Origin of the sequence: Exiguobacterium mexicanum (genome assembly GCF_005960665.1) — a bacterium.
Lineage (GTDB): Bacteria > Bacillota > Bacilli > Exiguobacteriales > Exiguobacteriaceae > Exiguobacterium > Exiguobacterium mexicanum_A.
In genome coordinates this window covers 2,045,798-2,061,068 of the sequence record NZ_CP040676.1, presented here as the reverse complement: position 1 = coordinate 2,061,068, position 15,271 = coordinate 2,045,798, and the positions used below count along the sequence as shown (strand labels likewise).

Annotated in this window: 14 protein-coding genes; 8 read left to right on the top strand and 6 right to left on the bottom strand. The window is 53.3% G+C overall.

Going from position 1 to position 15,271, the window contains the following annotated elements:
- The first annotated feature begins 9 nt into the window (after positions 1 to 9).
- The gene (locus tag FED52_RS10940) at positions 10 to 2,442 is read left to right on the top strand and encodes a glycogen/starch/alpha-glucan phosphorylase (RefSeq protein ID WP_034776498.1); all 2,433 of its coding nucleotides are present in this window, start codon (positions 10 to 12) and stop codon (positions 2,440 to 2,442) included.
- 17 nt (positions 2,443 to 2,459) lie between these two features.
- Here FED52_RS10940 and FED52_RS10935 read toward each other — a convergent pair whose 3' ends face one another.
- Positions 2,460 to 3,278 carry a sulfurtransferase gene (locus tag FED52_RS10935; protein WP_240731260.1) on the bottom strand — a complete coding sequence of 273 codons (819 nt, stop codon included), beginning with the start codon at positions 3,276 to 3,278 and terminating at the stop codon, positions 2,460 to 2,462.
- Between the two features lie 99 nt (positions 3,279 to 3,377).
- On the opposite strand from FED52_RS10935, the gene FED52_RS10930 reads away from it, so the two are divergent.
- The 3 genes from FED52_RS10930 (at position 3,378) to FED52_RS10920 (ending at position 6,636) form a co-directional block, all read left to right on the top strand.
- Positions 3,378 to 5,105: a phospho-sugar mutase gene (locus FED52_RS10930; RefSeq protein ID WP_138859892.1), complete on the top strand. Its 1,728-nt coding sequence runs from the start codon at positions 3,378 to 3,380 to the stop codon at positions 5,103 to 5,105.
- Between the two features lie 125 nt (positions 5,106 to 5,230).
- Positions 5,231 to 5,989 carry a transporter substrate-binding domain-containing protein gene (locus tag FED52_RS10925; protein WP_131472218.1) on the top strand — a complete coding sequence of 253 codons (759 nt, stop codon included), beginning with the start codon at positions 5,231 to 5,233 and terminating at the stop codon, positions 5,987 to 5,989.
- On the top strand, positions 5,986 to 6,636 hold the full coding sequence (locus tag FED52_RS10920) for an amino acid ABC transporter permease (protein WP_131472220.1): 651 nt from the start codon (positions 5,986 to 5,988) through the stop codon (positions 6,634 to 6,636). The genes FED52_RS10925 and FED52_RS10920 overlap by 4 nt, the downstream gene beginning before the upstream one ends.
- Positions 6,637 to 6,682: 46 nt before the next feature.
- On the opposite strand, the gene FED52_RS10915 is transcribed toward FED52_RS10920, so the two are convergent.
- Both FED52_RS10915 and FED52_RS10910 read right to left on the bottom strand, forming a co-directional pair.
- Complete coding sequence (locus tag FED52_RS10915; RefSeq protein ID WP_034776508.1) at positions 6,683 to 7,783, bottom strand: ABC transporter ATP-binding protein; 1,101 nt, start codon at positions 7,781 to 7,783, stop codon at positions 6,683 to 6,685.
- 103 nt (positions 7,784 to 7,886) lie between these two features.
- The gene (locus tag FED52_RS10910; protein ID WP_240731259.1) at positions 7,887 to 8,744 is read right to left on the bottom strand and encodes a PucR family transcriptional regulator; all 858 of its coding nucleotides are present in this window, start codon (positions 8,742 to 8,744) and stop codon (positions 7,887 to 7,889) included.
- 70 nt (positions 8,745 to 8,814) lie between these two features.
- On the opposite strand from FED52_RS10910, the gene FED52_RS10905 reads away from it, so the two are divergent.
- The 4 genes from FED52_RS10905 (at position 8,815) to FED52_RS10890 (ending at position 12,768) form a co-directional block, all read left to right on the top strand.
- On the top strand, positions 8,815 to 9,906 hold the full coding sequence (locus FED52_RS10905) for a DUF445 domain-containing protein (RefSeq protein ID WP_138860334.1): 1,092 nt from the start codon (positions 8,815 to 8,817) through the stop codon (positions 9,904 to 9,906).
- Between the two features lie 35 nt (positions 9,907 to 9,941).
- Complete coding sequence (locus tag FED52_RS10900; RefSeq protein WP_138859891.1) at positions 9,942 to 10,313, top strand: YlbF/YmcA family competence regulator; 372 nt, start codon at positions 9,942 to 9,944, stop codon at positions 10,311 to 10,313.
- Between the two features lie 129 nt (positions 10,314 to 10,442).
- Positions 10,443 to 12,215, top strand: a complete 1,773-nt coding sequence (locus FED52_RS10895; RefSeq protein WP_240731257.1) for an SLC13 family permease — start codon at positions 10,443 to 10,445, stop codon at positions 12,213 to 12,215.
- A 58-nt stretch (positions 12,216 to 12,273) separates the two neighbouring features.
- Positions 12,274 to 12,768 carry a hypothetical protein gene (locus FED52_RS10890; RefSeq protein WP_138859889.1) on the top strand — a complete coding sequence of 165 codons (495 nt, stop codon included), beginning with the start codon at positions 12,274 to 12,276 and terminating at the stop codon, positions 12,766 to 12,768.
- Between the two features lie 32 nt (positions 12,769 to 12,800).
- Here FED52_RS10890 and FED52_RS10885 read toward each other — a convergent pair whose 3' ends face one another.
- From FED52_RS10885 to FED52_RS10875, 3 genes are all read right to left on the bottom strand, one after another.
- Positions 12,801 to 13,019: a YhzD family protein gene (locus FED52_RS10885; RefSeq protein ID WP_240731256.1), complete on the bottom strand. Its 219-nt coding sequence runs from the start codon at positions 13,017 to 13,019 to the stop codon at positions 12,801 to 12,803.
- A gap of 39 nt (positions 13,020 to 13,058) precedes the next feature.
- Positions 13,059 to 14,150, bottom strand: coding sequence for a DNA polymerase IV (dinB, locus tag FED52_RS10880; protein ID WP_240731255.1), 1,092 nt, complete (start codon positions 14,148 to 14,150; stop codon positions 13,059 to 13,061).
- A gap of 61 nt (positions 14,151 to 14,211) precedes the next feature.
- Positions 14,212 to 15,129, bottom strand: a complete 918-nt coding sequence (locus FED52_RS10875; RefSeq protein WP_138859887.1) for a magnesium transporter CorA family protein — start codon at positions 15,127 to 15,129, stop codon at positions 14,212 to 14,214.
- Between the last annotated feature and the right edge of the window lie 142 nt (positions 15,130 to 15,271).

The window sequence follows — 15,271 nt, the reverse complement described above, 5'->3', positions numbered from 1 at the left end:
TACACACATATGTTTACAGATAAACAGAGTTTCGTCACTTCATTTCAAGAGAGATTCGTCGCATTAAACGGGAAGTCGTTTGATGAAGGGACCGAGCAGGAAGTGTATCAAACGTTGGCAACGATGGTGCGCGAACAGGCGATCCCGAAATGGATCAACACCCGCGACAAGCACGAAGAAAAACAGAGTAAACAAGTCATTTATTTCTCACTTGAATTTTTACTCGGCCGTTTTCTGTATAACAACCTGCTCAGCATGGACGTCTTAGAAGTCGTGCAAGAGGGGTTAGACGAACTTGGTTTCAACTTCACCGACATCACGGAATATGAACCGGAACCGGGTCTCGGGAATGGGGGGCTCGGTCGTTTGGCGGCATGTTTCCTCGATTCACTCGCCGCGCTCAGCCTGCCTGGGCACGGGAACGGGATTCGTTACCGTTACGGCTTGTTCAAACAAAAGATCGTCGACGGCTATCAAGTCGAGTTGCCGGACAACTGGCTCCGTGATGGCAACATGTGGGAGACACGACGGGCTGACCGGGCTGTCGACGTCAATTTCGGCGGTTGGATCGAGATGCGACAAATCGGGGACCGGCTTCGCGTCGTCCACCATCCGGATGAAGTCGTCCGAGCCGTACCTTACGACATGCCGATTATCGGCTACAAAAACGACGTCGTCAACACGCTCCGCCTTTGGAACGCCGAGTCGCCGTTTGATGACGAGGAGTACATGGAACGGACGAAAGGTTCGTACAAAGACTTGCTCAAATACAAGCAGTCGATTGCGACCATCTCTGAGTTTCTCTACCCGGACGACACGACATATGAAGGAAAAGTGTTGCGCTTGAAGCAACAGTACTTCTTCGTTTCGGCGGGCGTTCAGTCGATGATTGCGTCTTACTTACGTCATAATAAATCGTTGAAGCACTTGGGCGACCATTACGCCGTCCACATCAATGACACGCATCCGGTCGTGGCCATCCCCGAACTCATGCGCATCTTGATGGACGACCACGGTTACGGGTGGGATGAGGCGTGGCGTGTGACGAAGAGCGTCATGTCATTCACGAACCATACGCTTCTCGCCGAGGCGCTCGAGAAGTGGCCGGTCGAGATGTATGAACGGTTATTGCCGCGCATCTATCAAATTATCACGGAAATCAATCGTCGCTTCTGTAAAGATGTGCTCGTCAACTATCCACATCTCGAGCCGCACATGGGCGAGATTGCGATCGTGTCGAACCAACACATCAATATGGCGAACCTTGCCGTCGTCGGCTCGCACTCGACGAACGGGGTCGCCCGCATCCATACCGATATTTTGAAGCAACGTGAGATGCGTCATTTGTATGAGATGTTCCCGCTGCGCTTCAACAACAAGACGAACGGGATCACGCACCGCCGCTGGCTCCTCAAGTCAAATCCGCGACTCTCGAACTTGATCACCGATGCGATCGGTTCGTCATGGATCGAACACCCGAACGATCTTGAGAAGTTGATGGGCGTGTCAAAAGATGCGAGCTTCCAAGAACAGGTCATGAACGTGAAGCAACAGAACAAACTTGACCTCGCCGGCTACATTCAAGCAGAGACGGGCATCGCCGTCGACCCGGAGTCGATTTTTGATGTTCAAGTCAAGCGGCTCCACGCTTATAAACGTCAATTGATGGACGCGATGCATATCCACGCGCTCTATCAGAAGATTCAAGCGGACCCGACGTTCACGATGGTGCCACGGACATTCATCTTCGGTGCGAAGGCGGCGCCGGGCTACTATTACGCGAAAGAAGTCATTCGTTATATCAACGCGCTCGCGGCCATGATCAACAACGATAAGCGGGCGAGCCGCTTCATCAAGATTGTCTTCCTCGAGAACTACCGCGTCTCGATGGCGGAGCGAATCTTCCCAGGTTCGGATTTGAGTGAACAGATTTCGACGGCGAGCTACGAGGCGTCAGGTACCGGCAACATGAAGTTCATGATGAACGGTGCGCTTACAATCGGGACGCTCGACGGGGCCAATATCGAGATTCGCGATGCGGTCGGGGACGATCACATCTTCATCTTCGGATTGACACCGCAAGAAGTCATGAACTACAAGAAGTTCGGCGGTTATCATGCGGCCGACATCTACCATGCGAACACGGAAGTGCGTAATGTCGTCGACGCCCTCGTCAACGGAACGTTCGACAAGGTCGGAGAATACCAATTCCAAGCCATCTTCGACTCGCTTCTCGTCTATAATGACGATTTCCTCGTGTTGAAAGATTTCGCGTCTTACATGCAGGCGCAACGACGCGTCGACGAGGTGTTCTCGGACAAAGCACGCTGGGCCGAGAGTTCAATCGTCAACACGGCCAAATCGGGAATCTTCTCGAGTGACCGGACGATCACTGAATACGCGAACGCCGTCTGGAACATCAAACCGACGAGCGTGAAATAAAAAAAGCGATCCACCCGTTACGGGTGGACCGTGTTTTCTGGATAACTGATCCAATCAGAGTAAGACCCTGGGTACAGCCGGACGTCATCTTTACCGAGGGCGTGTAACGCCAAAATGTTCACGCAGGCGGTGACTCCGCTCCCGCAATAGAAGATGGGGTTGGGGACGTCGAGGACGTTGGCGTACAGCTCTCTCAAATCATGAAAATCTTGAAGTGTGCCGAGGTCGGTGACGGCTTCGGCATACGGACAAAGGACGGCGTTCGGGATATGGCCCGGTTTGCGATCAATCGGTTCATGGCTGCCGTCGTACCGGTCGGCCGTCCGTGAATCATAGAGCCCGCCCGTGACCGTGGCGGCACGGACGTCTTCGATCGTCGCAATCATCTCGTCTTGGAACGCTGGGACGTAATCTGAGGCGGGGTAGGACGGAACGTCCGTCGTCGTCTCGCCGCAGTAAGTGATTCCGGACTGAATCCCGCCCTCGAGCACGATGACACGCTCATGGCCGGCCCATTTGAATAACCACCAAGCACGGGCGGCATAAGGGAATCCGTCATCGTAAATGATGATCAAGTCATCTTTTTGAATCCCGATTCGGCGAAGCGTCTCGGTCCATGCTTCTTTTGACGGCAGTGGATGGCGCCCACCGTGTTCGGACACGGGACCAGATAAATCTTCCATCAAATCGAGGAAGACGGCGTTCGGGAGATGCCCCTGTCGATACACATATTTTCCGTATGAGGCGTCGTTTAATGAATAACGACAATCAATAAAGCGAATCGAGTCCGTATGGACGATGTGTTTCAATTCTTGGGCACGCATAGTTGGAAACATAGTATCACCTCGAAGTTTCGTTACTCCCATCGTATACAAGATGGAACAAATTGGCGAGTACTTCGATTGAATTTTTGAATGTCGAAAGGGGAACTGACCATGACATGGCAACAGACATATGACCGATGGAAACAACACGAGGCGCTCGAACCGCACTTGCGCGCCGAGCTTGAGGAAATGGAGCAAGACGAGACGTCGCTCGAGGACGCCTTTTATAAGACGCTCGAATTCGGGACGGGCGGTATGCGCGGGGAAATCGGACCAGGTGCGAACCGGATGAACATGTATACGATTCGTAAGGCATCGCAAGGATTCGCGGACTTTATCGCTGCCTCGGGCGAAGAAGCGAAACGTCACGGCGTTGTCATCGCCCACGACTCACGTCACTTCTCGCCGGAGTTCGCGCTCGAAGCGGCGCGTACGCTCGCCTCGAACGGGATTAAGACATACTTGTTCCCAAGCCTGCGGGCCACACCAGAGTTGTCGTTCGCCGTCAGACATTTAAACGCATTTGGAGGCATCGTCATCACGGCGAGCCACAACCCGCCAGAATATAACGGTTTTAAAGTATACGGTGCCGATGGCGGACAGTTGCCACCGGCCGAGGCCGATGAGCTCGTCTCGTACGTCAACGCAATCGAAGACGAATTAAAGATCGAAGTCCAAGATGAAGCCCCACTCCGCGCCGACGGCACGCTCGTCACCGTCGATGCGTCGGTCGATGCGGCTTATATGGAGGCCCTTCAATCGATTCGCATTCATACGGATGTGCAAGGAGACCCGCTTAAAATCGTCTACTCGCCACTCCACGGGACGGGACGTCGCCCGGTCATGGAAGGGTTGAAGGCGTATGGATTTGAACATGTCACCATCGTCGAGGAGCAGGCCGAGCCAGACGGGTCGTTCCCGACGGTCAGTTATCCGAACCCGGAAGAACGGGCCGCGTTTGAGCTCGCGATGCAGTACGGCGACCGCGTCGGCGCCGACTTGCTCATGGCGACGGACCCAGACGCCGACCGTGTCGGCTTCACGGTCCGTGCCCGCAACGGCGAATGGTTCGTCTTGACGGGGAACCAGACCGGGGCGCTCCTCATGGATTACATTCTGTCTCAGAAAGTCGAGACGGGGACGCTTCCGACGAACGGTTTCGTCGCGAAGACGATCGTCACGTCTGAACTTGGCGCGGCCATCGCCAAGGCGTATGGGGTTCACCTCGAGAATACGCTCACCGGCTTTAAGTTCATCGGTGAGAAGATCAAACAATATGAAGAATCTGGTGAATATACGTTCTTGTTCGGCTACGAAGAGAGCTACGGGTATTTGATTGGCGACTTCTGCCGTGACAAGGATGCCGTCCAGGCGTGCTTGCTCGGCGCTGAGATGGCAGCCTTCCATAAACAACAAGGACGCACGTTATACGATGCGCTCCAAGCTGTCTATGAGAAGTATGGCTTCTATGAAGAGTCGCTCCAATCGATGACATTGAAAGGGAAAGCCGGTCTCGAACAGATCGGTCGAATGATGGAGGCGTTCCGCGCCAATCCGCCGCAGGAAGTCGGAGGGTACGAAGTCGTCCGCTTTGAAGACTATAAGCAACAAGTCGCGAAAAACTTGCAGCAAGGCGAGACGGAAGCGATCGAGTTGCCGTCGTCGAACGTACTCAAATTCATCTTCGAGGACGGCTCATGGTTCTGCCTGCGTCCGTCTGGGACCGAACCGAAAATCAAATTCTATTTCAGTGTCCACGCCGATAGCGCGGAGAAAACGACAGTGAAACGGGAAGCGATTGAACGCGATGTCATGAAGCAAGCGAAAGCAATCGATTAATCGACGACACCGCCCTGACGAGGGTGGTGTCTTTTGTTTGACAAGATATGCCCCCGTCAGTATGATGAGTGTATTGTTCATAACCATGTAATCATATACGGATTATCAGGAAGGCGGAAATTACCATGAAAAAATCATTAACAGCAGTACTTGCAATCGGAGCATCGTTCGGGGTGCTCGCGGCTTGCGGGACAGAGACAGACAGCGGCTCAGAAGAAGCCGTCATCACAGTCGGGACAGAAGCGACGTACCCGCCATTCACGTACAAAGACAAAGGTGAAATCACAGGGTATGACATCGACGTATTGAACGAAGCGGCCGAGCGTGCCGGTTACACGGTCGAATACGAGCCGATGGACTTCAAAGGACTCGTTCCAGCACTCGACGCGGAACGCATCGACATGATTGCCAACCAAATGAGTATCACCCCAGAACGTGAAGAGAAATACGCGTTCTCAACTCCGTACGCGGTATCAGGTGCGCAAGTCATCGTCGCTTCGGACAACGAAGACATTCAAGGCATCGATGACCTCGACGGCAAAGTCGTCGGCTCGACACAAGGATCGGTCTACGCCAAGCTCGCTGAAGAAGCCGGTGCTGAAGTGAAGTTCTACAAAGGCGCGAACCAAGTGCTCCAAGACCTTCAAGTCGGACGTCTCGATGCGGCGCTCAACGACCGTCTCTTCATCTTGACGGAGCTAGAGAAGACAGGTTACGACGTGAAAGCGGTAGGTGACGTCTTCAACAAGAGCGAAGCCGGCTTCATGACACGCCAAGACTCGGACGTGCTCGAAGGCTTGAACGAGGCGCTCGCTGAAATGCAAGAAGACGGCACGATGGCTGAGATCGGTGAGAAGTACTTCGGTGAGGACATCAGTCAATGAGTGAACTGATCACGACCGTCATCGAGAACCGTTCGGCCTATATCGAAGCCGTACAATTGACGTTGATCGCCAGTATCCTGTCGATTCTCCTCGCCTTGGTGCTCGGTCTGATCATCGCTGTCTTACACAGCAGCCCTGTCAAAGTCGTTCGTTTGTTCACGCGCACGTATATCTCGTTCTTCCGGGGCACACCGCTCTTGTTGCAACTTCTCATCTTGTACGTCGGTTTGACCGGATTCGTTCAGTTGAGCGGGATGCAGGCGCTCATCTTCGGGTTAGGCCTTCACTTCGCGGCCTATATCTCGGAAGCGTTCCGGGCGGCGATCAATTCGGTCGACCAAGGACAAGTCGAGGCGAGTGTCGCCCTCGGCATCCCGCGTGCGAAGCGCTTCAAGGATATCATCTTCCCCCAGGCGCTATCGCGTGCGATCCCACCGGTGTCCAACTCGGTCATCGATATTATCAAATCGACGTCGCTCGGTTCGGTCATCGCCGTCCAAGAGTTGACGTACGTGTCGGACCAAATTGCCGCGACGACGTATCTCGTCATGCCGCTCCTCTTGTTCTCGGCATCGATCTATTGGATCTTGTCGACGCTCATCCAGGCGGGGCAGCATCGTCTCGAACGTCGGTATGCGATTCGCTGACACAAAGAAATCCCTTCGATTGCAACCAATCGAAGGGATTTTTGTATTAACGTATGACTTGTTCCGTTTCCGTGTCGAAGAAGTGAGCTTTCGTCATATCGAGTGCGAGTGTGACGTCATCACCCATGTGGATGTTCGAACGTCCATCGATGCGAGCCGTGAACTGGTGGCCGCCAAGTTCAGCGTACAAGTATGACTCAGCGCCCATGAGCTCGGCGACGTCGATATGTGTGCGGAACGTGTGCGTCGTTGGTGAGTCGATGTAGATCGGCTCATCGTGGATCGATTCTGGACGGATTCCGAGAACGAGCTCTTTACCGACGTAACCGCGGTCACGAAGACCTTTCATTTTGCCTTCAGGGACGTTGATTTCTTCACCACCGACGAGGAACTTCCCATCAGCCAATTTACCGCGGAAGAAGTTCATTGAAGGTGATCCGATGAAGCCGGCTACGAAGATGTTGTCCGGGTTTTCATATACTTCTTTCGGCGAACCGACTTGTTGGATGATTCCGTCTTTCATGATAACGATGCGAGTCGCGAGTGTCATCGCTTCCGTTTGGTCATGGGTAACGTAAATCGTCGTCGTGTCGAGACGGTTGTGCAATTGGATGATTTCTTTACGCATTTGAACGCGAAGCTTGGCATCCAAGTTTGAGAGCGGCTCATCCATCAAGAACACTTTGGCATCACGAACGATGGCACGGCCGATGGCGACACGTTGACGCTGACCACCTGAGAGTGCTTTCGGCTTACGTTGAAGGTATTCTTCAAGTCCGAGGATACGGGCCGCATCTTGGACGCGACGATCGATTTCATCTTTCGGAAACTTGCGAAGTTTCAAACCGAACGCCATGTTGTCATACACACTCATGTGCGGGTAAAGGGCATAGTTTTGGAAGACCATCGCGATGTCGCGGTCTTTCGGTGCGACGTCGTTCATGCGCTTGCCATCGATGATGAAGTCCCCGCTCGAGATTTCTTCGAGTCCGGCGATCATACGGAGTGTCGTCGATTTACCGCAACCTGAAGGTCCGACGAAGACGATGAACTCGCGGTCCTTGATGTGCAAGTTAAAATCGCTGACTGCCTTTGAGTCGCCACCTTCGTATATTTTATCAATGTGGTTCAATTGAATTTCTGCCATGTCGTTAGCCTCCTGAGAATCTGTTCTTGTATAATAGCGCTTACAAGATTGATTATACGGTGAAACCGCTTGCATTGGATATGTACACGTTGCACAAAAACGCTTACTCAGATTTGTGCAACGTGACAATGAGTTGAAGCAAACTCGCATCATAGAATTGGCGGGCATCGTATCCCGTCAGTTCGTACAGCCGATCGAGCCGATAATTGAGCGTATTTCGATGCATGAACAATGCTTTAGCCGTATGGGATACGTTTAAAGAGTAGGCGAATAATGCCTCTAACAGCTCGATGTTCGTCTTGTCGAGCGTCGTATATACGGCCTCGGTCAATTGGAGACGTTCGGCAAAAGTCTCATGGTCTTCTAGCAAGTAATGGTATAATAGTTGACTAGCAGGGTAAGCTTTAGTAGAGAGTCTCGCGAACGGGCGCAGCGTTTGATGTTGTTGGTACAGTGTCCCTAACACACCGAGCGGTCGCTCGCTATAGATGACATGGGCCTCAACGTAGCAATCGCTCGCCACGGCCCGTAACACGTCCTCGAACTCGGACAAATCGACGAGTTGATTCATCTCGATGATTTCCACGTGATGTCGCGTCATGACGACGATTTCCGCTTCAGGCATGAAATCGTGCAATATCTCTAAAAATTGCTCGAGCGATTCCGGCTCTTGATAATGGAGCGACAGCGACAACAACCGAAATGGCTGGGCAATCCGATACGAATCTGTGAGCAAGCGGTCTTGCCATTTCTCTTGACGCAGATCACGCGTCGTCACAAACGGTGTCGCCGACCATTCAAGGAGCTGTCGTTCACGCTCGCTCAATTCCATTTTGGGTAGTCCAAACACGGTCCCATCGTGTGCTTGGTACCAGATGTAGTCTCCGGATGCATCTTCCGACCGATGGACAACGGTCGGGAAAATCGATTTAATACGATCATACGTAGTCAATACAATCACCTCTTCAAACAATGTATCATATTTCAGAACGGAGGCAGGCAGTTTGGACAGTCTACTAAAAATTTTCATCATGATCGCCATCGGGGCGACAATCGGGGGAGTCACGAACTTTCTCGCTATCAAAATGTTGTTTCGGCCCCATCATCCTAAATACATCGGGAAGATGAGAGTTCCGTTCACCCCAGGGTTGATCCCGAAACGTCGCGACGAATTGGCAACGAGCCTCGGGAAGACGGTCGTCAAGCACTTGTTGACGCCTGAAGGGATGCGTAAGCGCCTGCTCGATGAACAAGTCGGTAGTCATATTACCCACTTCGTGCAAGGTGAGGTTCGGACGATGCTTCGTTCAGACAAGACGATTCGTTCGCTCATCGAACCGCTCTATCCCGATGCGGAGACACGTGTGTTGGGAAAAGCGGATACGAAGCTCCGTCAAGAGCTCCGACTTGTCCTTGCGGATGTGAAGTCGCGTCAACTATATGAGCTTCTCGGTGAAGACGGGATGGACCGTGTCCGCGGCATCATCCCCGAAATCGTGGACGCCCTGCTCGTCAAGTCAGAAGAATACTTTTATTCGGCTGAAGGCGAGGCGCAACTTCGGCACATGGTCGACTCGTTCGTCCAACGTCGGCTTGGTTTCATCGCCGGGTTCGTTCAAAACTTGAATTTCGTCGAAATGATTCGTCCGGAGATTATCAATATCTTGCGAGGTGGCTCGACTCGGTCTGGCATGGCGACGATGATCACGCGCGAATTCGAGCGGTTCAGTGAACGCTCGGTCGATACACTGCTCGACGACCGATTAGAGGAACGGTTGATTGACGGTGTGACGACGGAAGTCGTCTCGCGTCTCCCGGTTGGGGAACTGCTCGATCGGACCGTCCACTCCTATACGCGGGACGTCGAAGACCGTGTCATCGAAGAACTCGTGCCGAACGGCGTGAGGCTCGTTATCACGCGTTTCACGGATCAAATGGAGACGGTCATGGATCGCCTGAAAATCGATCAAATCGTTCAAGAGCAAGTGAGCTCGCTCGATACCTCGTACCTCGAAGAGATCGTCCTTTCGATCTCAAAACGAGAGTTCCGGGCAATAACATGGCTTGGCGCCTTATTAGGTGGTATGATTGGATTGATTCAAGGGTTGATTGCCATCGTTTGATCGGCACGCCCTAATAGTTTTTAGGAGGACGTCACATGTCACAATCAAACTTGTACGATCATGCTTACCAATTGGAAAAAGCACTTCGCGATTCTGAGGAGTTCACAAATCTCTCTTCACTATACGACCGTGTCAATGCGGATGCAGAAGCGAACCAGTTATTCGCTGACTTCCGTGATATCCAAATGACGCTTCAACAGAAGCAAATGGAAGGCGAAGAAATCTCTGAACAAGAGATGATGGATGCGCAGACAAAAATGATGGGCGTTCAACAAAACGAATTGATCATGGAGCTCATGCAAGAAGAGCAACGCATGCATCAACTGGTCACAGAAGTGACGAAAATTATCATGAAGCCACTTGAAGAGCTCTACGCTCCGATGGTGAATGATAACGAAGTTCAATAACAGTGAAGCGGATGGCAATCGAGCCATCCGCTTTTTTGTTGCCTAGATTGTCACCCAATTCATGATAGCGCTTACATAAAGCGTGGTATACTCTATTTGTAGGTCATTTCACAAGAAAGGGTGGACGTCATGGTCACCTTGGTGATTTTAGCCGTCATGATCATCGGTTTTATCGGAGGTTGGCTCCGGGCCGACTTGGTCGCGCTGATTGGTCTCCTCTTGCTCGTTTTGACAAATCAACTGACACCGGTCGAAGCGATGGCCGGTTTTTCGAATTCGGTCGTGCTCATGATCGCCGGACTGTTCATTGTCGGTGCCGGGTTGTTTCACACCGGACTCGCCGAACGGTTAGGGGCCGCTCTCATCCCGTACGCGAAAGGGAGTGAAGTACGTCTCTTTCTCGTCCTCATGGTCACCGTGACGTTTCTGTCGAGCCTGATGTCGAACACGGGAACGGTCGCTTTGTTGATTCCGGTCGTGCTCGCCATGTCAAGGCAGATGGGTACGAGCCCGGCGAAATTGCTCATGCCGCTCGCCTTTTTCTCAAGCATCGGTGGGACGATGACACTTATCGGAACGCCACCGAACTTAGTCGCCGCGGAGACGCTCCGAGGGGCGGGGGAAACGCTTGGATTTTTTGCGCTCTTGCCGATCGGTCTCGTCGTGGCTGTGGTCGGACTGTTATATTTCTATGTCGTTGGGAACCGTCTGCTCGGGGCGGGGGATGTCCGTTCGTCGGCGGCTCATCCGTTGATGATACCGCAAGTAGCCGTCTATGCGCTGTCCATCACGAAAGGACACCGCCTCGTCGGTCAGACGCTTAGTGACGTCAAGTGGTCACGAGACGGCCTGGTCGTCGTCGGCGAACACCGAAAAGGAGTGGTCCATCGGTTTATCACGGCCCGAGCCGACACGGTGCTTACGGAAGGGCGTGTCCTCGTCAGTGGTGATGAGACGGATGTCCACCGCATCGCCCGACAAGAAGGATTGGTCGTCGAGCCGGTTAACGTCAAAGATGTGTACGGCAAAGAGTCGGGCGTCGCCGTTTTCACGATTCCGACCGACAGCCCGCTCGTCGGCCGCTGTTTGTCCGAGAGCCGGTTGCGCAATGAGTATCGATTGAACGTGCTTCAAGTCGTACGCCCGAACGAGGAAATCGCCATCACCCGATTGAAAGATGTGCCACTCGAACGAGGTGACATGCTTGTCGCCCAAGGGGAGTGGACCGACTTAGAGCGGGTCGGAAACGAGACACACCTCTTGCTTGCCAATGAGCATGTGACCGAAGTGGCCAATCGAGCCGTATCCGAACGTCATCAACTAGCAGCGGGATTGATCATGCTCGGAATGGTCACGCTCCTCGTGTTCGAGTGGGTCGACCCGACGGTAGCGGTATGGCTCGCGGCGCTCGCCATGGTGCTCACCGGAGCCGTCCGCCAAATGGACGTCGCGTATCAATCGATTCAATGGTCCTCGCTTCTTTTGATCGCAGCGATGATCCCGGTCGGCCAAGCGCTCGACAATGCTGGGATCATGGCGTGGCTCGTCACATGGATCAGTGAGTCGTTCGGGCAGTCTGGTCCGGTCTGGGTGCTCGTTGCGCTCTTCGTCGCGACGATGGTGCTGAGTCAAATCATCTCGAACACGGCGACGGCCGTCTTATTCGCTCCGCTCGCACTGTCGCTCGCCTCGGCACTCCAAGTCAGTCCCGTCCCGCTCGTCGTCGCCGTCGCCATCGCGGCCTCGCTCGCGTTCATGACACCATTCGGGTCACCGACGAACGCGATGGTGTTCGGCATCGGCGGCTACCGTTTCTTCGATTTCGTCAAAGTCGGCTTGCCGCTTCAGGTCGTGACAGCGGTCATCGCCATCTTCACGATTTTGTTCATCTTTCCGTTTTGAAGGAAATGTTGTTTGCTCTGCCGAATGTGTAAAAAAATGCTAAACGGTGAGGTGAGAGATGATGTGGAAACGCGTTGGGATGATTTTGGCTGTGTTCTTGCTTGCGGCCTGCTCGAATGAGAGCGAACAGCCGGCACCGACGCTCGGGGCGGACGCCAAAGTGGCCAAGGCGTACTTAGAGGAGCAAGGCTATGACGTCGTCTCTTATAAAGGGTATAGAACGTCGAGCTTTGAAAATGCAGATCTGCTTGAGTTGCCAACGCAAAGTACGTGGCAAGTCCAGATGACGCCGCCGGATGACTATATTGGACGTGACATTCGACATGAGAACTTCATCGTCCGCAACCATCCGCTCGATGAAGTCGCAGAACTCGGCCAGACGAACGTCTCGGTCATGATGGTGGACGGCGAGATCATCGGCGGGACGTCATATCCGGATTCGGCCGAGCCGCTTACCGGAGCGAGCTATTCACTCGATGGGAAGACGGCGGAAGAGCTGCATCCCGATTACATGGAGTGGCGCAGCGAGTGGGAAGCCAAATATAGCGAATGAACAAGCGCCTCGGGAATCCCGAGGCGCTTCTGTTATGAGGCCGTGCCTTTCAGTTTTCCTGGCAGTTTACAGCGCTCGAAGTAGATGAGTTGGCCGCGATGTGCGATGCGGGCCCCTTTATGGAGGTGCCCGGCTTCCTCGAGCATCGCGAGGCCTTTCGATTTCGCCTCGTCATCGCTTGCCGCGGTAAATGAATCGTTCAAGACGACCGTGCCGTCGTTCTCGAACGCCGTGATCGTATACTGTTCCATCCGTTCGCCCCCTTTGCTTCCATTGTACTGAATGACCATTCATTCTTCAAGCGAAGGTTTCGTCAGCTCCTCGAACGTGAGCTGACGGGCCGTTTCGATACGCGGAATCAACTCCGAGACCGTCATCCCAATCAAGCGGACCGGTTCGGTGATCGCCATCTCGTCGAACAGACGGCGGGCGAGTCGCTTAATCTCGTCATGGTCATGCGTCGGATGGTTCAATTTGATTTGATGGCTCCGGGCTTGGAACTCGCTCGTCTTAATTTTGATTGTCACCGTCTGACAACTGAGTTCGCGGCGGTCGAGCTGGAGTAGCACGTCTTCGATTTCCGGGATGACGCGTTCATACACTTCTTCAGGATCATCAAGGTCGAACGCGAACGTCGTCTCGGAGCCGATCGATTTTCGTTCCCGGGTCGGGACGACGGGGCGGCTATCCCGACCGTGGGCGAGCTCATATAACTGATTTCCCCGGTCGTGGCCGAAGATGGCCTTCAACTGCTCGGGGCGGGTGCCTTGCAAGTCGGCGATTGTATGGTAGTCGTGCTTGAACAACGTCTGGGCGGTCACTTTGCCGACCCCGTGCATCGTCGTGATCGGGAGCGGGGCGAGGAACGCCTCGACATCATCCGCCTCGACGACCGTCAGTCCGTTCGGTTTGTTGAATCCTGAGGCGATCTTGGCGACAAACTTCGACGGGGCGACCCCGGCTGAAGCGGTCAGTCCGGTCCGGCGTTTGATTTCCCCAAGGATGTAGCGCGCGATATAAGGGCCGGACGTGCTCATGAGCGTATTCTCCGTCACGTCCAAGTACGCCTCGTCGAGCGAGAGCGGTTCGACGAGCGGCGTGATCGATTTGAAAATGGCCATCACTTGTTGGCTGACGTGCCGATAGACGTGAAACCGCGGTTTGACGAACGTCGCCTGCGGACAGAGTGCGAACGCCCGCCGTGAGGACATGGCGCTGTGCACGCCGTATTTTCTCGCCTCATACGAACAAGTGGCGACCACCCCACGGCTGTGAGGGGCGCCACCGACGATGACCGGTTTATCTCGTAAGTCGGGGCGGTCGCGTTGTTCGACCGAGGCGTAAAACGCGTCCATATCGACATGGATGATCAATCGTTCCATGAACATCACCTTTCTGTATCATCTGCTCCTTTCAGTATACCGAACTTTTGTTCGTTTTTTGCTAGTTTTGCTTATTTCGTTTGTTGCGCTGTTTATCTAACTTTTCTTGGCTACGGATTTGATTCGGGAATTGCAGGAGCGACCCAATCCAATTTTTTTGCTTTAACCAGAAATAGATCAAAACCGTAAAGCCGATGATCATAAGCCAGGCGAACAAATAGCCGAGCGGCCACTCGAGCTCGGGCATTTGTTTGAAATTCATGCCCCAGACCGCACCGAACGCGACGACGGGCGTCGTCAAGGCCGTGAAAACGGTGAGCGCCTTCATGATCTCGTTGCCACGGAAGTTTGATAACGTCGCAGCCAAATCGGTCATCGCGATGACGTCTTCTTGGTAATGTTCGATCAACGTTAGAAGACGATTGACGCGATATTTGGCGAGACGATACGCTTTCAATTCGTTTAAGTCCATGTCGAGAAACGCCTCGCGCCCGGCCATGAGCAGTTCGCGGTACGGGACGACAGTGTCAGACCATCGTTCAATCTCGCTGCGGAGCCCGAAAATCTCATTCATAAATTCGGGCGGGACTTGCCCGCTCATCTCGCGTTGGGTCATCATCAAGCGTTCTTCATACTCATCGATGCCGTGGAAATAATAGTCCATCTTTTCAGAGAGCAGGTCATAGAACGCCTCGATTGGCGAGTCGTACTGCTTCGGGGCCACTGTCTCGCAATACAGCTCATCGAATCCGATTGTCCATAAAAAGTCCCGGGTCACGAAATAGTGCCCGATTTTTTGTGGTTCGCGTCCCAACTGTTCATAATCGAGCGTGAGCGATCCGTACATATAATCGCGTTCGACGATGATTTTTGTCACTTTCGCCGTCGTCAATTGTTCGAGCCAATACGTGTACGCTTCCTCATAGTGATTGTCGACCTGTACGATTTCTTCGGGTCGTGTATACCATTTCCAACTCATCTTCCATTCCCCCAATCTCCTTCTCCCTCAAGTATTCCCGCTTTCCTAAGAAAGTTGGCATCTCACGTGAACTTTCGTTAAGATGAAGGTACTGACAAGAAGAGAGGTGCTTTTTTTGACGACTACTAAAATCGGGCAGCTC